At 70.3% G+C, this 24,594-nt stretch carries 22 protein-coding genes and 1 pseudogene; 19 read left to right on the top strand and 4 right to left on the bottom strand.

Annotated elements, in window-relative coordinates:
* The 10 genes and pseudogenes from SALMUC_RS30745 to SALMUC_RS25455 all read left to right on the top strand — a co-directional run.
* A partial coding sequence (locus SALMUC_RS30745; RefSeq protein ID WP_037372933.1) for a hypothetical protein occupies window positions 1–648 on the top strand: 648 nt, incomplete at its 5' end.
* A 63-nt stretch (window positions 649–711) separates the two neighbouring features.
* On the top strand, window positions 712–1,491 hold the full coding sequence (locus SALMUC_RS30190; protein WP_156883652.1) for a hypothetical protein: 780 nt from the start codon (window positions 712–714) through the stop codon (window positions 1,489–1,491).
* On the top strand, window positions 1,457–1,729 hold the full coding sequence (locus SALMUC_RS30740; protein ID WP_021120988.1) for a hypothetical protein: 273 nt from the start codon (window positions 1,457–1,459) through the stop codon (window positions 1,727–1,729). The genes SALMUC_RS30190 and SALMUC_RS30740 overlap by 35 nt, the downstream gene beginning before the upstream one ends.
* A gap of 13 nt (window positions 1,730–1,742) precedes the next feature.
* On the top strand, window positions 1,743–1,865 hold the full coding sequence (locus SALMUC_RS31610) for a hypothetical protein (protein ID WP_020043165.1): 123 nt from the start codon (window positions 1,743–1,745) through the stop codon (window positions 1,863–1,865).
* A 468-nt stretch (window positions 1,866–2,333) separates the two neighbouring features.
* Complete coding sequence (locus SALMUC_RS25475) at window positions 2,334–2,939, top strand: hypothetical protein (protein ID WP_020043164.1); 606 nt, start codon at window positions 2,334–2,336, stop codon at window positions 2,937–2,939.
* Window positions 2,831–3,670, top strand: a complete 840-nt coding sequence (locus SALMUC_RS30735) for a S8/S53 family peptidase (RefSeq protein WP_198014680.1) — start codon at window positions 2,831–2,833, stop codon at window positions 3,668–3,670. The genes SALMUC_RS25475 and SALMUC_RS30735 overlap by 109 nt, the downstream gene beginning before the upstream one ends.
* Window positions 3,579–3,902, top strand: a pseudogene (locus SALMUC_RS31925) (S8 family serine peptidase); the annotation flags it as partial. The gene SALMUC_RS30735 and the pseudogene SALMUC_RS31925, both read left to right, overlap by 92 nt.
* Before the next feature lie 43 nt (window positions 3,903–3,945).
* Window positions 3,946–4,629 (top strand): DUF6603 domain-containing protein, encoded by a 684-nt coding sequence (locus SALMUC_RS31375; RefSeq protein WP_020043162.1) that lies wholly within the window; start codon window positions 3,946–3,948, stop codon window positions 4,627–4,629.
* A complete protein-coding gene (locus tag SALMUC_RS25460) occupies window positions 4,577–4,855 on the top strand; it encodes a hypothetical protein (protein WP_156883651.1) in 279 nt (92 codons plus the stop codon). Before SALMUC_RS31375 ends, SALMUC_RS25460 begins: the two co-directional genes overlap by 53 nt.
* 99 nt (window positions 4,856–4,954) lie before the next feature.
* Window positions 4,955–6,157 carry an aminotransferase-like domain-containing protein gene (locus SALMUC_RS25455; protein WP_020043160.1) on the top strand — a complete coding sequence of 401 codons (1,203 nt, stop codon included), beginning with the start codon at window positions 4,955–4,957 and terminating at the stop codon, window positions 6,155–6,157.
* Window positions 6,158–6,161: 4 nt separating this feature from the next.
* Here the strand turns inward: SALMUC_RS25455 and SALMUC_RS25450 are convergent, their stop codons facing one another.
* From SALMUC_RS25450 to SALMUC_RS25435, 4 genes are all read right to left on the bottom strand, one after another.
* Complete coding sequence (locus tag SALMUC_RS25450; RefSeq protein WP_020043159.1) at window positions 6,162–7,322, bottom strand: pyridoxal phosphate-dependent aminotransferase; 1,161 nt, start codon at window positions 7,320–7,322, stop codon at window positions 6,162–6,164.
* Between the two features lie 120 nt (window positions 7,323–7,442).
* Window positions 7,443–8,690: a malonyl-CoA decarboxylase gene (locus tag SALMUC_RS25445; RefSeq protein ID WP_020043158.1), complete on the bottom strand. Its 1,248-nt coding sequence runs from the start codon at window positions 8,688–8,690 to the stop codon at window positions 7,443–7,445.
* Window positions 8,691–8,873: 183 nt separating this feature from the next.
* A complete protein-coding gene (locus tag SALMUC_RS25440; RefSeq protein ID WP_020043157.1) occupies window positions 8,874–9,599 on the bottom strand; it encodes a hypothetical protein in 726 nt (241 codons plus the stop codon).
* 112 nt (window positions 9,600–9,711) lie between these two features.
* Window positions 9,712–12,939, bottom strand: coding sequence for a chemotaxis protein CheB (locus tag SALMUC_RS25435; RefSeq protein ID WP_020043156.1), 3,228 nt, complete (start codon window positions 12,937–12,939; stop codon window positions 9,712–9,714).
* A gap of 268 nt (window positions 12,940–13,207) precedes the next feature.
* Here SALMUC_RS25435 and SALMUC_RS25430 point away from each other — a divergent pair, with 268 nt between their 5' ends.
* The 9 genes from SALMUC_RS25430 to SALMUC_RS25390 form a co-directional block, all read left to right on the top strand.
* Window positions 13,208–16,612: a transglutaminase family protein gene (locus tag SALMUC_RS25430; RefSeq protein ID WP_020043155.1), complete on the top strand. Its 3,405-nt coding sequence runs from the start codon at window positions 13,208–13,210 to the stop codon at window positions 16,610–16,612.
* 4 nt (window positions 16,613–16,616) lie between these two features.
* Window positions 16,617–19,028, top strand: coding sequence for a circularly permuted type 2 ATP-grasp protein (locus SALMUC_RS25425; protein ID WP_020043154.1), 2,412 nt, complete (start codon window positions 16,617–16,619; stop codon window positions 19,026–19,028).
* A 13-nt stretch (window positions 19,029–19,041) separates the two neighbouring features.
* Window positions 19,042–19,920, top strand: a complete 879-nt coding sequence (locus SALMUC_RS25420; RefSeq protein ID WP_020043153.1) for a transglutaminase family protein — start codon at window positions 19,042–19,044, stop codon at window positions 19,918–19,920.
* 63 nt (window positions 19,921–19,983) lie between these two features.
* Window positions 19,984–20,973, top strand: a complete 990-nt coding sequence (locus tag SALMUC_RS25415) for a hypothetical protein (protein ID WP_021120985.1) — start codon at window positions 19,984–19,986, stop codon at window positions 20,971–20,973.
* A gap of 66 nt (window positions 20,974–21,039) precedes the next feature.
* Complete coding sequence (locus tag SALMUC_RS25410; protein WP_020043152.1) at window positions 21,040–21,789, top strand: sulfite exporter TauE/SafE family protein; 750 nt, start codon at window positions 21,040–21,042, stop codon at window positions 21,787–21,789.
* 67 nt (window positions 21,790–21,856) lie between these two features.
* A complete protein-coding gene (locus tag SALMUC_RS25405; protein WP_020043151.1) occupies window positions 21,857–22,750 on the top strand; it encodes a 2-dehydro-3-deoxygalactonokinase in 894 nt (297 codons plus the stop codon).
* On the top strand, window positions 22,747–23,355 hold the full coding sequence (locus SALMUC_RS25400; RefSeq protein WP_020043150.1) for a 2-dehydro-3-deoxy-6-phosphogalactonate aldolase: 609 nt from the start codon (window positions 22,747–22,749) through the stop codon (window positions 23,353–23,355). The genes SALMUC_RS25405 and SALMUC_RS25400 overlap by 4 nt, the downstream gene beginning before the upstream one ends.
* The gene (tsaA, locus tag SALMUC_RS25395) at window positions 23,355–23,852 is read left to right on the top strand and encodes a tRNA (N6-threonylcarbamoyladenosine(37)-N6)-methyltransferase TrmO (protein ID WP_021120984.1); all 498 of its coding nucleotides are present in this window, start codon (window positions 23,355–23,357) and stop codon (window positions 23,850–23,852) included. The genes SALMUC_RS25400 and tsaA overlap by 1 nt, the downstream gene beginning before the upstream one ends.
* Window positions 23,853–24,021: 169 nt before the next feature.
* Window positions 24,022–24,594: urease accessory protein UreD (locus SALMUC_RS25390; protein ID WP_245584746.1), on the top strand; the 573-nt coding region annotated here is incomplete at its 3' end.

Raw genomic sequence — 24,594 nt, 5'->3', positions numbered from 1 at the left:
GCGACGCGGGCGGTATCGCGGCGCTGCGCTGCCCGCTGCGGCTGGGCGAATGCGCGCGGCTCGACGACGGGCTCGCGGGCTTCTGGCTCGAGGGGGCGGAGGGCGCCCCAGGCGCCGGCGCTGCGCAACGGCCGGCTGGTCGTCGGGACAGACGGCGGCGGACGCGCCGAGGATGCCTGGATCGACGTGGCGCAGGTGCGCGTCCATGCCGAGGCCCTTGCCGGCACGCAGATCACCGAGATGGCCGAGGCCGACCGCACCGCGCTGTCGATCCTCAACGAGGCGCGCCCACTGGACGTGCGGCTGCTGGACAGCGACGGCGCGCCGCATCTCTACATCGAGAGCCGCCGCGAGGGGCACGCGCTGACCATGGAGGTGCAGAACGTCTCGACCTGGCCCATGCGGCTGCGCCGCGACCACCCGCGCGACGACGCGGGCCAGCCGCTGCTGGATTCCGCGCAGCACCCGGTGACCGAAAGCGCGCTCATCCTCGAGCTGACCGCGCAGGTGCAGGTCGCGCGGCCGGGCGATCCGCTCCCCGAACAGCAACTGCTCAAGACGGGGGCGGCCGCCTCGGCCTTGGTGACCCCGCCAGCGGGCTGGCCTGGCGGCTCGACGGCGGTGACGGGGCGCTGCCGCGCTGGGTGATCTATCCCGGTGCCGACGTGGACTTCGCGCCGGGCGCCGAAATGGACATCGGCGTTTCCGGCCTTGGCGTTTCGGACACGCCGGGGCGCGCGCGCGATCCGCGTGATCTATCGCGGCCTGCCCGACTTCTGGTACGGGGCGCAGACGCTCGAGAGCGAGAAGCCGCCGCTCTGTTTCGGCGTGGACAACCGCCTCGGCCTGCGCACGAGCGACCCGCAGGCGGACCTGCACATCCAGGGTGAGGGGGCAATGCGGCCGTCCTCGTCCGCGCCGGACAAGGGCTACGCAAGCCTGCGGCTGGAAAGCGAAGGGCATCCGCCCTCGGAACTCGCCGGGACCTCGACTTCGATGGTGATGTCGACCGAGACGGGCATGCTCTACCTCGGTGCCGGGGAGAAGATCGCGCATGTCCTGACCGACCCGGACAATGCCTCGGGGCTGACGCTGGACGAGCGCAGGCTTCTGACGGCGGACGACGCCGGCATCTCGGCCCTGCGCCCCCTGAACGTCGAGGGCGGGGCCGACGTCCAGGGGGTCGTCACGGTCACGGTCACGGCCAACGGCAACGACTGGGTCAGGGTCGATGTCACCTGCAGCTCCGACTCCAGCGCGATGGTCCGCCTGCTGCCCGAGGGCAAGGCGAACTCGGGCGTCTCGGCCGGGGGGGCACTCGATGAATGTGCTGACCGAAACGAAATCGCTCTACATCGGCGCGCAGGCCGAGGGCTTTCTCATCGCCACGGACGAGGACGACGGACCAAACCCCTGGGACCGTACGGGGCTGTACTGGACGGCCTCCGAGGTGCTGGTGCGCACCGACCTCAACGTCAAGGGCGACCTTAACGTCACGCACGGGACGAAGAACTTCCGCGTGCCACATCCGCTGGACGAGGACAGCGACCTGGTCTTCGCCGCGCTCGAGGGGCCCGAGGCCGGCATATTCCTGCGCGGCGGGGGCGTGCTGACCGAGGGCACGGCGGTGATCGAGCTGCCCGACTATTTCGCGGCGATCGCGCGGCCCGAGGAGCGGACGGTGCAACTGACGGCGCGCGGTCGCAGGCCCTTTTGCGCTGAGCTATGAGTGCGAGGCCGCGATGCCCGATCGCTTCTCCGTCTACGGCGCCGCGCCCGACGGCGCTTTTGCCTTGGAGATGCGCGCCAGCCGCGCCGACATCCCCGACTTCGCGGTTGTGCGCCCGCGCCGGACGCGGGCATGAGCGGGCTGCGCACCGGCGTCGCCTTGCCGGTGCTGGCGGTCGTCACCTCGACGCGGCCCGGCGCGCGGGATCCGCTGGAGCCGGGCCCCGGCATGATGCCGGACCCCCAGGCTCTTCGGCCCGACCCGGCGCTGCTGCCACGCGCGGTCGCGGCGCTCGAGGAGGCAGGCTTCGAGGTGACCGGCGCGGGTCGCGAGGGGGTGCGGCTGCTCGCCCGGCGCAGCTTGCTGGAGCGGCTTTTCGACGTGACAGTCGAGGAGGGCGACGACGGCAGCGGGAGCTCGCGCTGGCTGGCCACCGATGCGGCGGGAAAGGCCGACGCGGTGATCCGCCCGGCCGGCGGGCCGCTCGCGGAACTGCTGCGCGGTCTCGTGCTGCCGCCGCCGGAGGACGACGCCTACGACGGGGTGAAACCCCTCGCCCCTCGCCGCCTACGTCTCGGACTACCGCAACGCGGGGTCCAAGGGCGTGCGCTACCAGACCCTGCTGCACCAGTTGCGGCGCGAACTCAGCGAACAGGACCTGGGCCCCGGCGTGGAGCGGCCGGAGACCGGGCGGGGCGTGCGACTGGTGATCGTGGACACGGGGTTCGACGGCGACCATCCCTACTGGGACGCGGCGGGGCTTCGTGAGACGGTCGACCGGGTGGCCGCGCGCACCGCCTTTCCCGAGGGCCAGGTCCGGCGGCGCGATGCCATCGTCATGGCGACATACGCCGCCTGCGACCGGCTGAACGGCCGCATTGCGGCGCTCGCGCGGGCCGGCGGGCTCGACTGGGCGCACATGTCGGCGGCGCGGCGCGCGCGGGTCGTCTCGGCCGGCGAGGCGCTGATGGACGAGTTGGAGGCCATCGCCGCGACCCCGGTCCTCGTTCAGGGCGTGGTGGCGCCGCTGCTGACGGCGCGCCCGGCGCCGGGCGACTACGATGGCGCCTGGATCGCCCGCCTGCGCGTGGCGGCGGGGAGGTGCGTGGCGCCCTGCGCACCGAGATGGCCGACCTCATGGCCGAGCCGCTGCCCGAAGCCCCGCTCTGGCCGCATGGATCGATGGTCGTGGGGCAGGCGCTGGCGGTAGCGCCCGAGGCCGCGATCCATGTGATCCGCCACGCCATGCCCATTGAGGGCCGCGCGGGCGTGGAGCGCCACGCGGGGAGTGCGCAGATGCCCGACGCGGACATACGCGAAGCGGTGGCGGCGCTGCGGCCGCAAGTCTTCAGCTACAGCCGGGGCCTCGACGTGGCGCCCGCGCGCCGCGACACCATGATCGTCGGGAACTCGTGGTACGTGCGGGATTACCTGGCGCTTCTGCGCGCGGTCGAGCGCGCCGGCGCGCTTTTCGTGCAGGCCAGCGGCAACGTGTCGTCGTTCTACTCGGGCGTTCCCGTTGTGATCGACCCGGCCAACCGGCGGGTGCCCGAGACCCGGCCGGTGACCAACCTCGTGCACGCGCCCATGCTGTTGCAGTGCGGCGGCGCCTTCTGGACGCGGCGGCACGACCTTGCCACGCCGGCGCAGCGCGAGTTGCGGCCCTCTAACTATGCCGTGGGCTACGTGCAGCCCGCCGATGGTCCGGTCGAGGGCTACCGCGTGCCCGATATCTGCGGGCTTGGCGGCCCGGCCGGGACGACCGAGAAGGCCGCGCGGTACGAGGCGCTCTGCGTCATGCCGATCCGCGGCCGGCCGGACGGCCGGCGGGGTCGGTGTCGAGGACCGGATGGTCACCGCCAACGGCACCTCGATGTGCACGCCGCAGGTGGCGGCGGTCGCGGCACTGGTGCTCCAGCGCTACCCCGCCGCTCGCGGTAGCGCGCTGCGGCGCCGCATGATCGGGACCTCGCGGCAGATCCCCGCGACCCCCAACTTCGATTTCGCCGTGCCGACCACGCCCGGCCCGCCGCAGTCGCATTTCTCGCAAGCCAACGCAGGGCAGGCGCCCGGCGTGGTCGACCTGCTCGAGGCGCTGGCCGCGCCATGGCCCGAGGCGGCCTACCACGACGGTGGCCTGCGGGCCTGGTTCAAGACCGGCATCGACTTCATCATGCTGTGGAAGCCCTTCCACTACGAGGCCGAGGCCAGCATCGATGTGGGGGGCCTTCACGTTCCACGCCTTCGGACGTCACACGATCACCATCGACGTCGGCGCCGATCTCACGGTCTGGGGCCCCGAGTTCTCGGGCAACGCGCATGTCAGCCTCCACATCGTCTCCTTCGACGTCTCGCTCGGGGCCGGCGCACCGCGGGAGGCGCCGGCATTGTCCTGGGCGGAGTTCGCGCGGGATGTCCTGCCTGCGCCTGCGAACTGGCTGCGCCTGGTGCTCGTCGCCGGCCAGCGGGGCGAGGCCGGCGGGATGCCCGAGGTGACGCCCGCCGCCCTGAGCCTGCGCATCGAGACCGCGCTGCCTGCCACTGCGGCCCGCTGCGGCGCGCACGCGCAGAGGGCGGCGCAGCGACTGGGGGTTGCGCCCTGTCACCTCGCGCCCGGGGGCTTCCGGGCGGATTTCGAGGTCTCGGTGCATTTCGACGACACCTTCGGCACCAGCGGCGGTTCCGGCGATGCGACCGACCGGTTCGCCGTCGACTGGGTGAACAAGCAGCTCCCGGCGGCGCTTTGGGGCGACCATGCCGCCTCGCGCGAGGCGCGGCGCGACGCCGGTGTGCTGGGCACGGCGCTGCACGGCGCCGCCCTCTCGGCGCAGGCGCCGACGCCCGCGCATGAAAGTGCCGCGCGACGATGCGACCGGGGCGCTGCGGCTGGTGCCGCGTGACGGCAAGGGGCACCGGGTCGATCCGGGCGACGCGACGCTGCACGTCGCCGGGCCCGATCTCGATACCGCTCCGGCCTGGGCGAACCACGCGCACGGCGTGCTCTCGGCCGGCTTTCTGCTGTCGGAACTGGCGCGGCTGCAGGGCGTGGCGCAAACCTTGTCCGAGCTGGCGCGGCAGACCGCGCAGTCCACGCCGATTGCCCGCTTCGGAGTCGCATTCGGCTGATCCCCCCGGCGTGCAGGCGCCGGGGCGGGGCGCTCGCGTGGACGGCCGGGGGGAATCGTCCTATCACGCGGGCAACCGAAACTCCGGAAAGGAACCGCCGTGAGCCGCCGCCCTCCCTTCGCCGAATGGTTGTCGCAGACCAACGATGTCACCCGCACCTTCCTGGCCGCCGGTGGCATGGCCGACGTCATCAACCTTGGCGGAGGCCTCCCCGAACCCTCGACCTATCCCGCCGCCGACCTCGCGCGGCTGGCGCACCAGGCGGTCGAGGAGCACCCCGAGGACAGCCTGAACTACGCGCCGATCGAGGGCATGACGGCGCTGCGCGATCTCATCGCGAAGCGGTTCTCGAAGGGGCCGCTTCGCGTGGGACGGGGCAACGTGCTCATCACAACTGGGGGAATGCAGGCGCTGGATCTTCTGGGCAAGATCTTTGCCGACCCAGACAGTGCCATCGCAGCCCAGTCGCCGACCTATCTCGGTGCGCTCGACGCCTGGCGGCCGCGCCATCCGGTCTACCGGCCGATGCGGCTCAACGCGAACGACCTCGACGCCGAGGCGGCGCTCGACGGCGCGCGCTTCGCCTACACGGTGCCGAACTTCTCGAACCCCACCGGCGAGCTGGTCGACGTCACCACCCGCCGCAAGCTGGTCGAGGCCGCCCGCGCCACCGGCACGCCGCTGGTCGAGGACGACCCCTACGGCGCGCTCTTCTACGACGGGCCGCCGCTGCCGCGGATGCTGGAGCTCGACGCCGAGAACGAGGGCGAGGGCGAGGGCGACTACGACGGGCCGGTGATCTACCTCGGCTCGCTCTCCAAGGAGCTCGCGCCGGGCCTGCGCATCGGCTGGGTCATCGCCGCGCCCGAGGTAATCGGGGCGCTGGTGCTGGCCAAGCAGGGCACGGATCTGGCCACCAGCAGCCTGTCGCAGCGCATCGCGCTGGACGCGCTCGAGGACGGGGTGATCGAGCGGAACCTGCCGGCGACGCTCGACACCTACCGCGAGCGGCGCTCGGCGCTCTGCGCGGCGCTCGAGGCGCACCTGTCCGAATGGTTCACCTGGGAGGAGCCGGTGGGCGGGATGTTCGTCTGGATCACCGCGAAGGACCCGCGCATCGACACCGACAGGCTGCTGTCGGCGGGGCTCGACTGCGGGGTCTGCATCTCGCCGGGCAGTGTTTTCGATCCGGAGGGGACGGACCGGCGCTCGGTCCGGCTGAACTTCACCGCCAATCCCCCCGAGGTGCTGGAAAAGGGCGTCGAGCGGCTGGCCCGCGCGGTGCGCGGGCTGATCGCCTGACGCCTCAGAGGAGCTTGCCGATGCGGCCGATGGCTTCGAGGATGTTGTCGGTCGAATTGGCGTAGGAGAACCGCAGGTAGCCTTCGCCCCAGGCCCCGAAGGAGGTGCCGGCGACGGTTGCCACGCCCGCCTCGTCGAGGAACCGGTTCTGGGCCTCCATCGAGGTCATGCCGGTGCCCTCGATGTTGGGGAAGGCGTAAAAGGCGCCGCCCGCGTCTGCGCAGCGCACGCCGGGCAGGGCGTTGAGCTCGCGCACGATGACCTTCCGCCGCTCGTCGAACTGGGCGACCATGTCGTGCACCGCGTCCTGCGGTCCCTCGAGCGCCGCGAGACCGGCGTATTGGGTCGCCGCGTTCACGCAGGAATGGTCGTTGATGCAGAGCCGCGTGACGTGGTCCACCGCCGCGTCGGGCCAGACCGCGTAGCCCAGGCGCCAGCCGGTCATGGCATAGGTCTTGGACCATCCGTCGAGCATGATGAGGCGGTCGCGGATCTCGGGGTATTGCAGCAGCGAGACATGCTCGCGCCCGTCGTAGAGCATCTGCGAGTAGATCTCGTCCGACAGGATCGCCACGTCGGGGAAGTCGGCGAGGCCGGCGACGAGCTTGTCGATCTCCTCGCGCGGGGTGACGCCGCCGGTGGGGTTGGCGGGCGAGTTGATGATGATGAGGCGCGTGCGCTCGGTGATCTTCGAGAGCACATCCTCGGCCGAGAAGGCGAAGCCGTTGCGCTCTTCGAGCGCGATCGGCACGGGCGTGGCGCCCGAGAAGTTGATGACCGACTCGTAGATCGGGAAGCCGGGGTTGGGATACATGATCTCGGTGCCCGGCTGGCCGAACATCAGCACGGCGAAGAACATCGTGGGCTTGCCGCCGGGCACGACGACCACGTTGTCGGGATTGACCTCGGTGCCGTGACGCTTGTGCAGGTCGGCCGCGACCGCCTCGCGCAGGGCGGGGATGCCGGGGGCGGGGGTGTAGCCGTGATGGCCGTCGCGCAGCGCCTTCACGCCGGCCTCGACGATGTGCTCGGGGGTGCGGAAATCCGGCTGGCCGATGCCGAGGTTGATGATGTCGTGGCCCTCGGCCGCGAGTTTCTGGGCGCGTGCCAGCACCACGAAGGCGGATTCGGTGCCCAGGCGGGACAGGCTGTCGGCGAAGATCATGTCGGCTCCTTGCGTTTTCCTCGGACTGGCCGGTGTCTAGCCGGTCAGGCCCGGCTTGACTGTTCAGCTGTCCTTAATACGCCTTGCCGGAAAGTGAAACGTCGGTGAGCCCGGCCACCCTCAGGCCGACGACTTCTCGCGCGTGTTGGCGAGGCTGCGCACCGGCTGCGAGGCGGCGATCTCGCCCCGCGTCGCAAAGCGTTCGTGGTTCTGCGTGACGCGCGACAGGTCGTAGAGATAGTTGACCATGGTGCCGCCGGACTGGGCCATGCCGTTGCGCGAGGTATCGGCACCCGCATGCACCGCCTGCACCCGCGCGCCGTTGGAGAGGTGAAAGCGCGCCACGGGGTCGCGCGGCGTGCCATCGTCGCGCTTGGCGTGCAGCAGGTAGCGCGCGGCGAGCGCCTGCATCGCCTTGCGGTCGGCGGGGTCGTAGGCGATGCCCTGCGCCTCGAGCCACCGCACCAGCCCCGGGATGGGCGAGAGCGTGACGAAGGTCTTGAGCCCCGGCAGTTCGGCCGCGAGGTCGGACGCCACCTGCTTGATGAGCGAATTGCCGAAGGAGATGCCGGCGAGCCCGGGCTGGCAGTTGGAGATCGAGTAGAAGACCGCGCTGTCCGCGGCGGCGATGTCGAGCGGCGCTCGGTCCTCGCTCAGCAGGCCCTGGATCGAGCCGGGGATGCCACGGGTGAGGGCCACCTCGACGAAGATCAGCGGCTCGTCGGGCATCGCCGGGTGGAAGAAGGCAAAGCAGCGCCGGTCGGCGGGGGCGAGGCGGCGACGCAGGTCGTCCCAGCTGTCGATGGCGTGGACCGCCTCGTAGGCGATGATCTTCTCCAGGATATGCGCGGGGCTTTCCCAGCTGATCGGCCGCAGCACGAGAAAGCCGCGGTTGAACCACGAGCGGAAGAGGAAGCGGAAGTCCTGGTCGAGCGCCTGCAGTTCGGGCTCGTCTCGGCCCAGCCGCAGCAGGTCGGCGCGCATCTGCACCAGCCGCCCCGTCGCGCCGGGCACCTGGTTGAGGCGGCGCAGAAGCTCCTGCCGCCGGGGCTCGGCGGCGGCCATGAAGGCCCGGTAGGTGCGGCCCGAGGGGTCATGCTCGTAGGCGTCGAGCGCCGCGCGCAGCGCGGCCGGCTCGATGTTCATGTCGCTGGCGAGATGGCGGAAGAACACGAGGCGCGTGTCGTCGTCCATCGCCTCGTAGCGCTGCAGGATCTGGCGCGCGGCGGTCAGCCCCTCGGTCTCGGCGCTGGCGCTCATGAGTTCAGCGGTCAGTTCCTGGATCGGGCGGCTGTCGCGGCGCAGCAGCGGCGCGAGGCCGTGGCGGCGTTCGAAGACTGTGGAGAGCAGATCGGCGAGCAGGGTCATGGCAGCGGTCCCTCGGTCGGATCGGGCGCCATGCGCCGGAGTATCCGTCCGCGCGCGGCGCCTTTCCTCAAAGGGTGGGCAGTCACCGGCGCGAGTGCAACATCTTTCGACCGATGGCTGCCATTGGTCGCGGCCTTGCGCCGGGGCCGGGGCAACCGTGCCCCGGACGCCCGCACGGCACGCTCAGCCCCAGTGCCGGCGCCCGGGCGCGTTCAGCACCTGTCGCGGTGCGGCCGTGCCGTTGGCGGGGCTCTCCCGCGGATCGTCGTCCGCCCGGTGCGGCAGGGCCTCCGCCTCGACGGGCTCGGCGCGGCTCACGTATCGCTGCAGCATGTAGGCGAAGAACGACAGTTCCGCCTGCTTCTGGGAGAGCGACTTCAGCCGTTCGGCCACATGCGCGCTGGTGCGGTCGTCGAGGACGTGGTCCTCGCGCAGTTCGGCCAGGTCGAGGCAGGGCTGGAGCACCGTGAGCAACGCGTCGGCGGCGGTCCTCTGAAGTTCGATCTGCTGCGGGGCGGCGGCTGTCTGATGCTCGGGTCGCAGGAAGGACTGCAGCGCTCCGACCGCACGCCGGAACCGCACCGTCACCTTCTGCATCCCCATCACGACGCTGTGCGCGACCACGCGGATCCCGCTGAGCATCAGGTGCGGCAGTTCGATCATTGCATCGCTGTCGACGTGGACCAGCCTCTCGGCCTTTTCCGGCAGGAACCGCATCAGCCCCGTGATGAAGGGCGCGGTGAATGCGCGCTCCATCGGGAGGCGGCGGGCAAAGGACACCCGGTTTCGCAGTTCACCGATGTCGAAAACCAGCTTTTCGGCCAGCCATTGGCCCGTGAGTTCATCGCGGCTGAGGCCGATTTCGACAAAGTAGCCCTCTGCCTGAAATGTCGCGTCTCTTGCGGTCACCTGTACAAATCCTGCCTTGTTTTATCGTCCACCGGTCACGGACTTTCGACCACGATGGTTAAAATTCGTTTAAATCTAGACAGGTGCTCCGCACTGGCGGAGCCATCGGGCGCTAGGAGGGGGCGGCCATGTCTTCGAGGATCTCGAAGGAGCCGTAGAGGTGTGTGGCGCGGCCGTTCTCGTCGAGGCGTGCCCGCCCGGTGGCACGGCATTTGGCGGTGCTGCCGTCGGGCCGGGCGATCCGTTCGACATAGTCGTAGGGCCTGCCGTCGCGGATCGCGCGGTCCATGCAGCCGGCGATGCGCTCGCGCGCGTCGGGCGGGAAGAGGTCGAGCGCGGCCTCCACCGAGGGCGGCTGGCCCGGGTCGATGCCCAGCAGCTCGAAGAGCTGCGGGCTCCAGTAGGGCAGGTCGTTGTCGATGTCGTAGGAATAGAAGCCGATGCCGTGTTCGGAGGTGATCCGGTTGAAGTGCTGCAGCAGCAGATCGTCGTTGCGCATCCGCGTGTAGTCGCGGATGACGCCCACCAGCGCGACCACGTTGCCCGCGCCGTCGGTCACGCCGGAACCCGAGCACTGCACCACGATGGTGCGGCCGTCGACGCGATTCAGCTTGGCGAAGAAGGCAAAGCCGCCGCCGGTCTCGATGGCCTCCTCCACCCGCGCCTTCACCATCTCGCGGTCGTCCTCATGGAAGAAGGCGAAGCCGTCCTCGAGCGGACGCCGGCGGTCGTCGCGCTTCATGCCGTGGATCGCGAAGACCTCCTCGGACCAGCGCAGCTCGTCGGACAGCAGGTTGACCTGCCATGTGCCGATCTCGTCGAACTGGCGCAGGGTGCGGTTCATCACGTAGTCCACGCGCATTTCGGCGGTGCTGACCACGGCGATCAGGCCGATGAGATCGTCGTTGTCAGCCAGCAGAGGCGAGACGGTGAGCGTATGCAGCCTGTCCTCGACCTCGAACTGCCGTGTCGCCGTCTTGCGCTCGAGCAGCACCTGCGAGCAGAGCTCGATCATCGACGGCCAGCCGGCGGGCAGGTGGCATTGCGAGATATGCCCGAAGGAGGGGCCGTTGGCGGTCAGCCGGAAGGTGCGCACCGCGCGGGCCGAGGCATGCCGGATCAGCAGCGCCTGATCGAGCATGAGCATCTGCGTCGGCAGGCCCTGGATCAGGCCGTCGAGCTCCGCGGTGGTCCGCTCGAGTTCCGCCGTGTTGACGATGAGCTCCTCGTTGACGGTGATGAGCTCCTCGTTCGTGGACTGCAGCTCCTCGTTCGAGGTTTCCAGCTCCTCGTTGGTCGACTGGAGTTCCTCGTTCGAGCTTTGCAGCTCCTCGTTGAGAGACTGCAGTTCCTCGTTCGAGGTCTGCAACTCCTCGATGGTGACCGTCAGCGTTTCCTTGGTCCGCGACAGCTCGGTCTCGAGGTATTCGAGATAATCCGAGCGCTCCACATTCTCGACATCGGGTCGGGTGCGCAACTCGGTCTCGAAACCGATCAGAACCAGCGGGGCATCCTCGTTCTTCTCGAAAACCGGGTAGGCCACCAGCCGTACGCTGTTGAAATCGCGCCCGTCGATGTCGTGCCACTGCCCTGCCGTGCGGCCGCCGTGCTTGAGCGCGTAGCGCACGAGACTCGTCGCCGCATGGGCCAGTGTCTTTCGCAGAACCCTGACGGTCATGCCGCCCTGGAAGGGCTCCTTGAGTTCGATGAAGGGGGCGAGATCGCCGTAGATCTTCAGGATTGCCGTGTCGCCGTTGGTCAGGAAGCCGTCGCTCACCACCGCGCGGGCGAGCGCGTCGAACTGGGCCCAGGTGTCGACTTCGGATTCGGCGGCCTCGCGGGCATTCTGTGGCCTGCGCCTGATCTGTCCCCCGGTCCGGGGGATAGCGCGCGGCGAGGGGGCCGGCACGGTGGTGCTGGTGACGCGCTTGCGGAAGATTTTCTGCCGCTGCGAGACCGGCACGAAGTAGTCCTCGAGCGCGGTGGTGGTCTCGGAAGTGCCGAGGAACAGCAACCCGTCGGACTTCAGAGCATACTGAACGCGCGACAGGACGCGTTCCTGCAGCTGCGTGTTGAAGTAGATCAGCACGTTGCGCAGGCTGACAAGGTCGAGCGAAATGAAGGGCGCGTCCTGGAAGACGTTGTGCTGCGTGAACATCAAGAGGTTGCGCAGCTTGGGTTTGGCCACGATGCGATCGCCCGACATGTCGAAATACCGCTGCAGGTAGGGGCGGGGGATGTCGTTGACCGCCGACGACGGGTAGGTGCCTTGGCGGCCGACCGCCAGGGCATGCTCATCGATGTCTGTGGCGAAGACCTGAAGCCGGCCCTTGTCGACCTTGTCCATGCCGCCGAGGGCCTCGACCATGAGAATGGCGATGGAATAGGCCTCTTCGCCGGTGGCGCAGCCCGGCACCCAGACCCGCAGCGAGGCCGGTTCGTTCTTCTGGTAGCGGCGGGCGAGTTCCTCGGCCAGCGCGCGGAAAAGCTCCGGGTCGCGGAAGAAGCTGGTGACCGAGATCAGCAGGTCGCGGTAGAGCGCGTCGACCTCCTCCGTCGAGTTGCGGCACAGCTCGACGTATTCCGCGACACTGTCGATGCCGCGGGTGATCATGCGCCGATGGACGCGCCGGTTGACCGTGTTCTCCTTGTACTGCCGGAAATCGACAGAGGTGCGCGCAAGAAGGATCTGGAACAGGTCGGCGCCGTCGCGGGTCGATTCCTGCGCCTTTCGGATCGCCTCCAGATCGCGCGGCCTCTGCACCAGCGCGGCCAGCTGGCGGCCGATCTGCTCGGGTGTGAGCGTGAGGTCGACGCAGCCGGTGCGGATGGCCGAGGCTGGCATCGAGTCGAAATTCGAAGACCCGGGCTCCTGCGCGATGGCGATGCCGCCGGCCTCGCGGATCGCCTGGATGCCGTAGCTGCCGTCGCTTCCGGTGCCCGAGAGCACGATGCCCACCGCACGCTCGCCGACTTCGGCGGCGATGGACTTGAACAGCCGGTTGCCCGAAGGCTTGGGCGAGGCGGGATGACCGTCGGGTTCCGCGAGTTTCAGGAGCCCGTCGGCGTAGACCACGTCGACGCCGGAGGGCGGAATGTAGATCGTGTTGGGCTCGGGCGCCGTGTCTTGGCCGATCTCGCGCACGGCGAGCGTGGTTTCCCGGGACAGCAGCTGCACCAGCATGCTCTTGTGGCTGGGCGACATGTGCTGTGCGAGGATATAGGCGCAGTTCTCCTCGGTTGGAAGGTTCTTCGCGAGCAGCGAGGTTGCCTCCAACCCTCCGGCCGAGGCCGTGATTCCGACGATGAAGAGCCCTTGCGCTTCGGTAAGCCCGTGCATGTCTGTCCCCCAAGGCCCGTCGTGTCGCGCGGGCGCCTTTCCCTGCGAGAGCTTATGTCACGAAACAACCGTGCGGTGAAGATGGAGCGGCGTACGCAGGAGGGATTGCGTCGGTGGGGAATCACGGCCTCGCCCCTGCGCCTGCGCGATCCGGCCGCAGTGGCCGTCCCTGCGGGCGGATGCGGCCCGCGGCGCGCCGCTGCGGGCTTTACATCGCGGCGGCAAGCGTTTCTTTTTACGGCAAGACGTCACTGCGCGGACCCTGACCATGGCCATCACGGCAAGCATCCATCACCTCACCCACTACAAGTACGACCGGCCCGTGTCGCTCGGCCCGCAGATCATCCGTCTGCGACCGGCGCCGCACAGCCGGACGCGGGTGATCTCGCATTCGCTCAAGGTCACGCCGACCGAACACTTCGTGAACCACCAGCAGGACCCCTACGGCAACTGGCTGTCGCGCTTCGTCTTCCCCGAGCCGGTGACCGAGTTCAAGATCGAGGTCGATCTTGTCGCCGACATGACGGTCTACAACCCCTTCGACTTCTTCGTGGACGAGGAGGCCGAGAAGTGGCCCTTCGACTACCCCGAGGAATTCGCCGAGGACCTCGCGATCTACCGCAAGCCCGAGGCGCCCGGTCCGCGGCTTCAGGCGCTGCTGAAGACGCTTCCCGAGAGCGCGCCCAACACGGTCAACTTCCTCGTCGACCTGAACGCGCGGCTGGCGCGCGAGATCGGCTATGTCATCCGCATGGAGCCGGGCGTGCAGACGCCCGAGGAGACGCTGCAGCACGCCCGCGGCTCCTGCCGCGACACCTCGTGGCTGCTGGTCCAGATCCTGCGCCACCTCGGTTTCGCCGCGCGCTTCACTTCCGGCTATCTCATCCAGCTCAAGCCCGACCTCGTCTCCCTCGACGGGCCGGCCGGGACGGACCACGACTTCACCGACCTGCACGCCTGGTGCGAGGTCTTCCTGCCCGGCGCGGGCTGGATTGGGCTCGACCCGACCTCGGGGCTGCTGACCGGCGAGAGCCACATCCCGCTTGCCTCGACGCCGCACTACCGCAACGCGGCGCCGATCTCGGGCGGGTTCTCGGCCGCGGGCAACCCGCATGTCGATTTCGAGTTCGACATGACCGTGCACCGGGTGGCCGAACATCCGCGCATCACCAAGCCCTTCTCGGACGAGGCCTGGGAGGCGCTCGATGACCTCGGCAAGAAGGTCGACGCCGAGATGCAGTCGCAGGACATGCGCCTGACCATGGGCGGCGAGCCGACCTTCGTGTCGATCGACGACTACGAGAGCGCCGAGTGGAACACCGCCGCCGTCGGCCCGCAGAAACGCGGGCTGGCCGACGAGCTGATCCGCCGGCTGCGCGACCGCTTTGCACCGGGCGGCTTCCTGCACTACGGGCAGGGCAAGTGGTATCCCGGCGAGACGCTGCCGCGCTGGACCTTCTCGCTCTACTGGCGCCGCGACGGCAAGCCGATCTGGAAGAACCCCGAGCTCATCGCCCGCGAGACCGCCACCGGCGCCACGGCCGAGCAGTCGGGGCAGTTCCTCGGAACCTTCGCCCGCAACCTCGGGATCGAGCCGGACTTCGTGCGGCCGACCTTCGAGGACCCGGTCGAGTGGATCCTCAAGGAGGCGGACCTGCCGGCCAACGTCACGCCGGAGGATTCCAAGCTCAAGGACCCCGAGACGCGCGCCCGCATCGCGCGGGTGTTCTCGCGCGGGCTCGACAAGCCGGCGGGCCACGTGCTGCCGATCCAGCGCTGGCAGTCGCGCGCCTCCGGGCCGCGCTGGCGGTCCGAGCACTGGCGCACGCGGCGCGGGCATCTGTTCCTCATTCCCGGCGACAGCCCCGTGGGCTTCCGCCTGCCGCTGGGTGCGCTGCCCTACGTCGCGCCCTCGGCCTATCCCTACGTCTACCCCACCGACCCCACCGAGCCGCGCGAGTCTCTGCCCGACTTCCACGAGACGCAGGCCGAGCGCCGGCGCGAGCTGATGGACGAACTCGAGCGCATCGCCCGCGAGGAAGCCGAAACGCTGCCCGGGGCGACGCCGGGCCACACGCAGCCCGTCTCGGAGGCGCGCGGCGCCGGCGAGCGGCAGACGATCATGGAGCAGGGGGTCGATCCCTCGGGCGGGGCGGTGCGCACCGCCATCGCGATCGAGCCGCGAGACGGCCGCCTGTGCATCTTCATGCCCCCGGTCGAGGCGCTGGAGGACTACCTCGAGCTGCTGGCCGTGGCCGAGGATACCGCCGCCGAGCTGGGCCTGCCGGTCCATATCGAGGGCTACACGCCGCCGGGCGATCCGCGGCTCAACGTGATCCGCGTGGCACCGGATCCGGGCGTGATCGAGGTCAACGTGCACCCGGCCCACGACTGGGAGGACTGCAAGTCGATCACCCAGGGCGTCTACGAGGAGGCGCGCCAATGCCGCCTCGGGGCCGACAAGTTCATGATCGACGGCAAGCACACCGGCACCGGCGGCGGCAACCACGTCGTGGTGGGCGGCGAGACGCCCAGCGACTCGCCATTCCTGCGCCGGCCCGACCTGATGAAGTCGCTGATCCTGCATTGGCTGCGGCATCCCTCGCTCAGCTACCTCTTCTCGGGGCTCTTCATCGGCCCGACCAGCCAGGCGCCCCGCATCGACGAGGCCCGGCACGACAGCCTCTACGAGCTCGAGATCGCGCTCGCGAACATCCCGGGCCCCGAGGACGGGCCGCCGGTGCAGCCCTGGCTGCTCGACCGGCTGCTGCGCAACATCCTCATCGACGTGACCGGCAACACCCACCGGGCCGAGATCTGCATCGACAAGCTCTTCTCGCCCGACGGGCCGACGGGGCGGCTGGGCCTCGTGGAGTTCCGAGGCTTCGAGATGCCGCCCGACGCCAAGATGAGCCTTGCCCAGCAGGTGCTCATCCGCGCACTGCTCGCACGGTTCTGGAAGGCGCCGGTGCAGGGCCGCCCGACCCGCTGGGGCACCGCGCTGCACGACCGCTTCATGCTGCCGCATTTCGTTTGGGAGGATTTCCTCGGGGTGCTGCGCGACCTGGGCGACCACGGCTTCAGCTTCCGCCCCGAGTGGTACGAGGCGCAGAAGGAGTTCCGCTTCCCCTTCGCGGGCGAGGTCGAATACGAGGGCGTGCACCTCGAGTTGCGACAGGCGCTCGAGCCCTGGCACGTGCTTGGCGAACGCGGCGCCATCGGCGGCACGGTGCGCTACACCGACAGCTCGGTCGAACGCATGCAGGTGCAGCTCACCGCCGCCGACCCGGACCGCTACATCGTAACCTGCAACCGCCGCGCGGTGCCTATGACGGCCACGGGCAGCAACGGCATCGCCGTGGGCGGCGTGCGCTTCAAGGCCTGGCAGCCGGCAGAGGCGCTGCATCCGACGCTGCCGGTCAATGCGCCGCTGACCTTCGATATCTTCGACACCTGGTCGGGCCGGGCGCTGGGGGGCTGCACCTACCACGTCGCGCACCCGGGCGGGCGCAACTACGAGACCTTCCCGGTCAACACCAACGAGGCCGATGCCCGCCGGCTCGCCCGCTTCGAGAAGCTGGGCCATACCGCCGGCAGTTTCTGGCCCGCACCGGAACGCCCGCATCCCGAGTTCCCGATGACGCTGGACCTGCGACGCGGGCCGGGGATCTGAGGACATGGCCGAGGACGGAACAGAGACCGCGCCGGCCGACAAGGCCCGCGCGCGGCTCCTCGACGGCTACGACCCGCCGCCGGGCGTCGCCGACGAGCTCAAGCGCGCGGACGGCAGTCTGCGGCCGGTCTGGGCGCCGCTGATCGACCACCTCGCGGCGCAGAGCTCCGAGACCCGCGCCCGCAGCTTCGCCCGAGGCGACCAGTACCTGCACGACGCGGGCGTCTACTTCCGGCAGTACACGGGGCAGGGGTCGACCGAACGGGTCTGGCCGCTCAGCCACCTGCCGGTGGTGATCTCGGGCGAGGAATGGCGCGGGCTCACCGAAGGGATCGTGCAGCGGGCCGAACTGCTCGAGCGGGTGATGGCCGACCTCTACGGGCCCGGCGAGCTGGTGCGCAACGGCCACCTGCCGGCCGAGCTGGTGGCGCGCAACCCCGAGTGGCTGCGCCCGATCGTCGGCGCCGAGCCGCGCTCGGGGCATTTCCTGCACATGCTGGCCTTCGAGATCGGCCGTTCGCCCGACGGCTCGTGGTTCGTGCTGGGCGACCGGACGCAGGCGCCCTCGGGCACCGGTTTCGCGCTCGAGAACCGCATGGCGACGGGCCGGGTGTTCCACGACTTCTTCCCCGACGCCAACGTCGAACGCCTCGCCGGTTTCTTCCGCGCGGCGCGCGACGCGATCAACGGGCTGCGCGGCGACGAGAATGCGCGCGCGGCGATCCTGACGCCGGGCCTGCACACCGACACCTACTACGAACACGCCTACATTGCCCGCTACCTCGGTTTCATGCTGCTGGAATGCGAGGACCTGAAGGTCCAGGACGGCAAGCTGATGGTGCGCACCATCGACGGGCCCGAGCCGGTCAGCGTGCTCTGGCGCCGGCTGGATTCGCGCTTTGCCGACCCGCTGGAGCTGGACGAAAGCTCGGCGCTGGGAACGCCGGGCATGGTCTCGGCGCTGCGCGGCGGGGCGATGACCATGGTCAACTGCCTGGGCTCCGGCGTGCTCGAGGCGCGCGCGCTCATGGCGTTCCTGCCGCGCATCGCCCGCGCGCTGCTGGGCGAGCCGCTGAAGCTGCCCAACATCGCGACATGGTGGTGCGGGCAGGGGGCCGAGCGGGACTACGTGCTGGCCAACCTCGAACGCATGATGATCGGGCCCGCGCTCTCGACAAAGCTGCCCTTCGACATCGACGGCACAACGGCGCTCGGGGGCAAGTTCCGGGGCGCGGCGCAGGAGCCCGTCGCCGACTGGCTGCGGCGCGAGGGTGGCGGGCTCGTCGGGCAGGAGGCGGTGTCGCTCTCGACGACGCCGGCGATGATCGGCGGGCGGATGGTGCCGCGCCCGATGGTGGTCCGGGTCTTTGCCATGCGCACGCCCGAGGGCTGGACCGTCATGCCCGGCGGCTACGCCCGGATCGGCCGGACCGAGGATCCCACGGCGCTTGCGATGCAGGCGGGCGGCTCGGTCGCCGACGTCTGGGTGACGTCGAAGCAGCCCGTGCGGACCGAGACGCTGGGTCCGAGCGGCGATCAGCCCTACGTGCGGCGCCGGCCCGGTCATCTTCCGGCGCGGGCGGCGGACAACCTCTTCTGGCTCGGGCGCTACGTGGAGCGGGCCGAGAGCGGTGTGCGCCTGCTGCGCGCCTGGCACCTGCGGCTCGAGGAATACGGGCCCGGCACCGTGCCCGTCGTGGACAGCCTGCGCCGCTTCCTGCGCGGCTTCGGCTTCGAGACCGGCCGCGCGGTGCCGCCGCATCTGCTGGGCCTCTTCGATTCCGCCACCGGCTGCGCCGCCAAGGTGCGCGACCGCTTTTCCAACGACGGCTGGAACGCGCTTTCGGACTTGTCGGCCTCGGCGCACGGGATGGCGACACGGGTCCAGCACGGGGACGACGCGGCCCGCGCAATGAGCGTGCTGCTGCGAAAGCTCGCGGGTTTCGCGGGCCTCGTGCACGACAACATGTTCCGCTTCAACGGCTGGCGCTTCCTGACGCTGGGCCGCGCGCTCGAACGGGCCGACCAGATCGCCGCCGTGCTGCAGGTCTTCGCCGCGCCCGACACGCCGCCCGGCGGGCTCGACTCGGCGGTCGAGGTGGGCGACAGCGTCATGACCCACCGCCGCCGTTACGCGGTCGAGACCTCGCGCAGCACGGTGATCGACCTGCTGGCGCTCGACGCCGACAACCCGCGCTCGATCCGCTTCCAGGTCGACATCCTGCGCGAGGATGAGGCGCGCCTTTCGGGCGAAGTCTCGCACCGGCGCGTCGACGAGGCCGCCCGGCGCATCCTGACGCTGCAGACCGAGCTGGCCGTCGCCACGCCCGAGCAGATCGGGCCCGAGCGCCTGACCGAGATCCGCAGCCGGCTGGCCGGCATTTCCGACGCGCTCACGGCGCGTTACCTGAGCTGAGGAGGGGCCCGCGATGTCGATGACCTACGATATCCGCCTCCGGATCGCCTATGCCTACGACAGCCCCGCCGCCTCCAGCCGGGCGATGCTGCGGATGATGCCGCGCACGTTGCCGGGCCAGCAGCTGCTCTACGGGGTCCTGGGCACCGACCCGGCGCCCAGCTACCGGCGCGACGATCTCGACTTCTTCGGCAATGCGACGACGCAGGTCGCCCACGACATGCGCCTGCGCCGTATCGCCTTTTCCTTCGAGGGCCGCGTGCGCCGCAGCGCCTTTTCCGGCGGGCTCGACCTGTCGCCCCGACGTGACGCCCTCGCGCGCGAGCTGGCCGCCGCCGCCAGCATCGCGCCGGACAGCCCGCACCATTTCCTCGGTGCTTCGCCTCGGGTCCCGCACGAGCCCGAGATCGCCGCATTCGCGCAGGAGACCGTCGAGGGCGGGATGTCGACCATGGCCGCGGTCGATGCCATCTCGCGGCGGCTGCATGACGAGTTCACCTTCGACCCCTCCGCGACCGAGGTCACGACCACGCCCATCGAGGCCTTTGCCGCCCGGCGCGGCGTTTGCCAGGACATCAGTCACGTCATGATCGGCGCGCTGCGCAGCCTGTCGATCCCGGCGGGCTACGTCTCTGGCTTCCTGCGGACCATCCCGCCGGCCGGGCGGCCACGGCTCGAGGGCGCCGACGCGATGCATGCCTGGGTGCGCGCCTGGTGCGGCACCGAGATGGGCTGGCTCGAGTTCGACCCCACCAACGCGATCCGGGCCGGGACGGACCATGTCACCGTGGCGCTGGGGCGCGACTATTCCGACGTGGCCCCGGCCAAGGGATCGCTGCGCTCGGCGGGCTCGCACGCGAGCACCCACCAGGTCGACGTGATCCCGGTCTGATCGCGTTGACCTTTGGGTAACATCTGAGCGCTAGGACTGCCTGCCAAAGCAAGGACGGGCGCGGTGCGACGGATCGACGAGAAACTGGCCAAGATCGCGGGCGGCGACTATGCGCCGCAGGATTTCCTCCTGGTCTTCGCCAAGGATGCCGACCTGCTGCGCGGATGCGCCGCCCCGGGCCGCGACGCGCAGGGGCGGATGCGGCCGCTCTCGGCCTACCTCGACGACGTTCAGCGGGTCATCGACGCGGATCTCGCCGACATCCTGCTCACCTCCCTCTCCACGGCCGAGGCGCTGGCCGACCGGGCTGCCTTCGGCCGCCGGAACGTCACGCCGGCGGTGCGCTTCAACGATGCCACCGATGCCTGGCGCGTGCGCGGCGGCCGCTACGCGCAGGAACCCGCGCGCGCCTTCCGCTCGTCGCGGCTCGACGCGGTGCGCCCGGTGGCGAACCTCGGCCTCTACGCGCTCAGCTTCTACAACGATGCCGAGCTCGATCACGCGACGCTGCGCGCCTATTCCGACTTCCGCGATGTGGCCGTCACGCTGGGCCTGCGGCATTTCCTCCAGGTCGCGGACCCGCCCTTCGCCATCGAGACCGGCACGCAGGACTACGCGGCCTACCGCAACGACATGGTGGCGCGCAGCCTGGCGGGCATCGGCCGCAAGGAGCGGCCGGTCTTCGTGACCGTGGGCTACCACGGCGCCGCGGCGACCGAGGAACTGGCGCGCTGGGATCCTGCGCGACTCGTCGTCGGCCTGACCGCCGCGCGCGGGGGCACCCTGCGCGACTCTCTCGAACGGCTCGCCCAGGCGGAACGCCACGGCGCGCGGCTCGCCGTGGTCAGCCGCGAATCCCTCGCCTGCGAGGACCCGGTGCTGCTCCTGCAGGCCATGCGCCGGGTCCTGCGCGACCGCTTGGGGTCCTTCGAAGCGGTGCGCGCCTACCACGACGACCTCGCCAAGGCCGGCATCCCGCCGCTGCGCGCGCTGCAGGATGATGCGGAACTCACCGACCCGGTGCTGAAGGCGCACGAGATCCGCGCCGCCTGAGCGGCTTGCCCCTTTCGGCCCGCCGCGATCCACGGCAAGAAGGGCCGAACCACAGGCAGGGCAGTGATGGATTTCGCATTCTGGTTCGCGGCAGCGCTCGCGACGTTTTTCGTGGGCATGTCCAAGGGCGGGCTGCCGATGGTTGCCATGCTGGGCGTGCCGATCCTGTCGATCTTCATCGCGCCCGCGGCGGCGGCGGGATTGCTGCTGCCCATGTACATCCTGGCCGACTGCTACGGCATCTACCTGTTCCGCGGCTCCTTTTCCGCGCGCAATCTCTGCATCCTGATCCCCGCCACGGCGATCGGCATCCTGCTGGCCTTCCTCTTCATCTCGCGCATCCCGGTGCCCGCGACCAAGCTTCTGGTCGGCGCCATCGGCCTCGGCTACCTGATCGACGCGCTGCGAAAACGCTTGAGGCAGGATTTCCGGGCCAAGCCCGCCGACGTGCCGCGCGGGCTGATCTGGGGCGCGCTCGCGGGGTTCACCAGCTACGTCAGCCACGCCGGCGGCCCGCCGTTCCAAGCCTACACCCTGCCGCAGAAGCTGCCCAAGATGACCTTCGCAGGCACGGCGACCATCCTCTTCGCCTGCGTCAACTGGATGAAACTGCCGCCCTACATCCTCGCGGGGCAGGTCACCTTGAACAGCCTGTCGCAGATCGCGGTCCTCGCCCCGCTGGCGCTGCTCGGGGCCTGGTCCGGCTTCCGCGTGACCAAGTGGCTGCCGGAAAAGGTGTTCTTCACCCTCGTCAACGCGGCCCTGCTGGCGGTGTCGGTCAAGCTGCTCTGGGAGGGCGCCACCGGATGGAGCTGAGCGTGACGCGGCACGCTTGCGGCCTCGCGGGCGGCGCAGTACCACTGGGCCCGGAACAGGAGGCCGCATGACCGAACCCGACTGGATTGCCGTGGACTGGGGCACCTCGCACCTGCGGCTCTGGCAGATGGCTGCGGATGGCAGCGTGCTGGCCCGCGCCGAAAGCCCCGAGGGCATGGGCAAGCTCGACCCGGAGGGCTACGAGGCCGTGCTGGCGCGGCTTCTGCCCGACCTGACCGGGCGCGTGCCCGTCGTCGTCTGCGGCATGGCCGGCGCGCGGCAGGGCTGGCGCGAGGCGCCCTACGCCAAGGTGCCCTGCCGGCCGCCGGGGATTGGGCGTGCGGTGCGGGTCGACTGCGCGGACGAACGGTTCGACGTGGCGATCCTGCCGGGCGTCGCGCAGGACAGCCCGGCAGACGTCATGCGCGGCGAGGAAACGCAGGTCGCGGGATTTCTTGCACTGAACCCGGGCTTTGACGGCGTGATCTGCCTGCCGGGCACGCATACCAAGTGGGTGCACATCAGCGCGGGCGAGATCGTGAGCTTCCGCAGCTTCATGACAGGCGAGCTCTATGCGTTGCTCGCGGGGCAGTCCGTCCTGCGCCATTCCATGGACGAGGGCTGGGACGATGCGGCCTTCGCCGAGGCGGCCGAGCGCACCATGAGCCGCCCGGCCTCGCTGGCCGCGGATCTCTTCAACATTCGCGCCGAGTCGCTGCTGGCGGAGCCCGCGCCGGGCGTCGGGCCGGCGCGGCTCTCGGGGCTGCTGATCGGCATGGAGCTGGCGGCGGCCAAGCCCTACTGGCTGGGGCAGAATATCGCCGTGGTGGGGGCCGACCGGGTCGCGCGCCACTACGTCTCGGCGCTCGAGTCGCAGGCCGTGCCGGTGGTGCAGGCGGACGCCGAGCGCATGACACTCGAAGGACTGAAAGCGGCCCGCAGGGGCGGGGAGGACACATGAGCCGGGACATCATCGCCATTCTGCGGGGCATCACGCCCGACGAGGCTCTGCCGGTGACCGAGGCGTTGGTCGAGGCGGGCATCACGCGCATCGAGGTGCCGCTGAACTCGCCCGATCCCTACGACAGCATCCGCACGATGGTCGAGGGCTTCGGCGCGCAGGCGGTGATCGGGGCGGGCACGGTGCTGGCGCCGGAACAGGTGCAGCGGCTGACGCGGATCGGTGCGAAAATGGTGGTCTCGCCCGACATGAACCAGCGGGTCATCATGGCGGCCAAGAAGGCAGGAATGCAGAGTTTTCCGGGGGTCATGACGCCCACCGAGGCCTTTACCGCGCTGCGCACCGGGGCCGACGGGCTGAAGCTCTTCCCGGCGCCGCTGGTCGGGCCCTCGGGCCTCGCGGCGATGCTGGCGGTGCTGCCCGAGGGCGTAAAAACCTATGCGGTAGGCGGGGTTAGCGCGGGCAACATGGGTGAGTGGCTGGAGGCCGGGGTGACCGGGTTCGGCATCGGGACCTGGCTCTACAAGCCCGGGCGCAGCGTGGCGGAGCTGGCCGTGCGGGCGAAGGAGGTCGTGGCGGCCTTCGACGCGGCAGGGGCCGCGTGATGAGCGGCGACGCCGACCTGCGGCCCGGCGAGGTCACGGTCGACCTTCCGCCGGCCACGGATGCGCAGCTGCGCTTCATCGGCAAGATTCGCACGCCTTTTCAGACACCTGCGGACTGCCCGCGGCAGGGCGACCCCGAGGAGGGGCCGGTCTGCCGGCTGGAACTGATCCCTGAACTCGAGCCCGCGTTGGAGGGGATCGAGCGGTCCTCGTGGCTCGAAGTGCTCTACTGGCTGGACCGCTCGCGGCGCGATCTGGTGCTGCAGAGCCCCAAACGCGACGGGCGGACGCGGGGCACATTCTCGTTGCGCTCGCCGGTGCGGCCGAACCCGATCGGGCTGTCTCGTGTACGTCTCGTACGGCATTTCGGTACGGTTCTCGAAGTGCGCGGGCTCGACTGCCTCGACGGGACGCCGCTGCTCGACATCAAGCCCGACCGCTGCGACCACGCGGTCCGCGAGCGCGCCGCCCATCGCGACGGGGATGACGCCGGTTGATCGCTTTCCGGGCAGATCCGAGGTTTCTGCCTGTTTTCCGGGCATCGCGTTTTCGCGGGCGCGACACCGCCGCGCAGTCGGCGGGGACCCGGCTTGCCGCCCCGGCCGCGCGCGCAGAGGGTCCAGGCCAGACCCGGAGGACAGTGCCATTCCCTACGACCAGCGTCAGATGACCGCCGCGCCGCAGCGGGCCCGGGGCACGGGCCGCGTGACCGCGCGCGAGCGGGCGGGGCGCAGCGTGATCGGGGCACTGTCGATGTCGGGCAGCGGCAAGCTTCTGTTCCCGCGCAGCCGGGGGCCGCTCGAGGCGGTCTGGCTGAACAGCGCGGGCGGGATCACCGGGGGCGACGACTTTGCCGTCGAGGCGGGCGCCGAGCGCGGCGCGCACCTGGCGATGACCACGCAGGCGGCCGAACGGGTCTACCGCGCCTCGCCCGGCGCGCCGGGGCGGGTGCGCACACGCCTCGAGATCGCCGAGGGCGCGCGGCTGGACTGGCTGCCGCAGGAAACGATCCTCTACGACGGGGCCTCGCTGGACCGGACGCTGAGCATCGACATGGCACCGGGCGCGCGGCTGCTGGCCTGCGAGGTGCTTGTCTTCGGGCGCGCGGCCATGGGCGAGACGGTGCGGCAGCTGCACCTGCGCGACCGCATCGACCTGCGCATCGGCGGGCGGCTGGCCTGGGCCGACCGGCTGCGGCTGGACGGTGACGCCGCGGCGCAGCTGGCGCGGCCCGGCGTG

It is taken from the genome of Salipiger mucosus DSM 16094, assembly GCF_000442255.1.
GTDB classification, from domain to species: domain Bacteria; phylum Pseudomonadota; class Alphaproteobacteria; order Rhodobacterales; family Rhodobacteraceae; genus Salipiger; species Salipiger mucosus.
The sequence above is the reverse complement of the archived record's forward strand: the minus strand, read 5'-3'. Positions and strand labels throughout refer to the sequence as shown.

What these genes read in the sequence shown, in the direction of transcription:
- SALMUC_RS31610 (WP_020043165.1), top strand. Translation starts at nt 1,743, where the DNA reads ATGCCCGATCGCTTCTCCGTCTACGGCGCCGCGCCCGACGGCGCTTTT.
- SALMUC_RS31375 (WP_020043162.1), top strand. Translation starts at nt 3,946, where the DNA reads ATGTGGGGGGCCTTCACGTTCCACGCCTTCGGACGTCACACGATCACC.
- SALMUC_RS25460 (WP_156883651.1), top strand. Translation starts at nt 4,577, where the DNA reads ATGAAAGTGCCGCGCGACGATGCGACCGGGGCGCTGCGGCTGGTGCCG.
- SALMUC_RS25450 (WP_020043159.1), bottom strand. Translation starts at nt 7,322, where the DNA reads ATGATCTTCGCCGACAGCCTGTCCCGCCTGGGCACCGAATCCGCCTTC.
- SALMUC_RS25445 (WP_020043158.1), bottom strand. Translation starts at nt 8,690, where the DNA reads ATGACCCTGCTCGCCGATCTGCTCTCCACAGTCTTCGAACGCCGCCAC.
- SALMUC_RS25435 (WP_020043156.1), bottom strand. Translation starts at nt 12,939, where the DNA reads ATGCACGGGCTTACCGAAGCGCAAGGGCTCTTCATCGTCGGAATCACG.
- SALMUC_RS25430 (WP_020043155.1), top strand. Translation starts at nt 13,208, where the DNA reads ATGGCCATCACGGCAAGCATCCATCACCTCACCCACTACAAGTACGAC.
- SALMUC_RS25425 (WP_020043154.1), top strand. Translation starts at nt 16,617, where the DNA reads ATGGCCGAGGACGGAACAGAGACCGCGCCGGCCGACAAGGCCCGCGCG.
- SALMUC_RS25420 (WP_020043153.1), top strand. Translation starts at nt 19,042, where the DNA reads ATGTCGATGACCTACGATATCCGCCTCCGGATCGCCTATGCCTACGAC.
- SALMUC_RS25410 (WP_020043152.1), top strand. Translation starts at nt 21,040, where the DNA reads ATGGATTTCGCATTCTGGTTCGCGGCAGCGCTCGCGACGTTTTTCGTG.
- SALMUC_RS25405 (WP_020043151.1), top strand. Translation starts at nt 21,857, where the DNA reads ATGACCGAACCCGACTGGATTGCCGTGGACTGGGGCACCTCGCACCTG.
- SALMUC_RS25400 (WP_020043150.1), top strand. Translation starts at nt 22,747, where the DNA reads ATGAGCCGGGACATCATCGCCATTCTGCGGGGCATCACGCCCGACGAG.
- tsaA (WP_021120984.1), top strand. Translation starts at nt 23,355, where the DNA reads ATGAGCGGCGACGCCGACCTGCGGCCCGGCGAGGTCACGGTCGACCTT.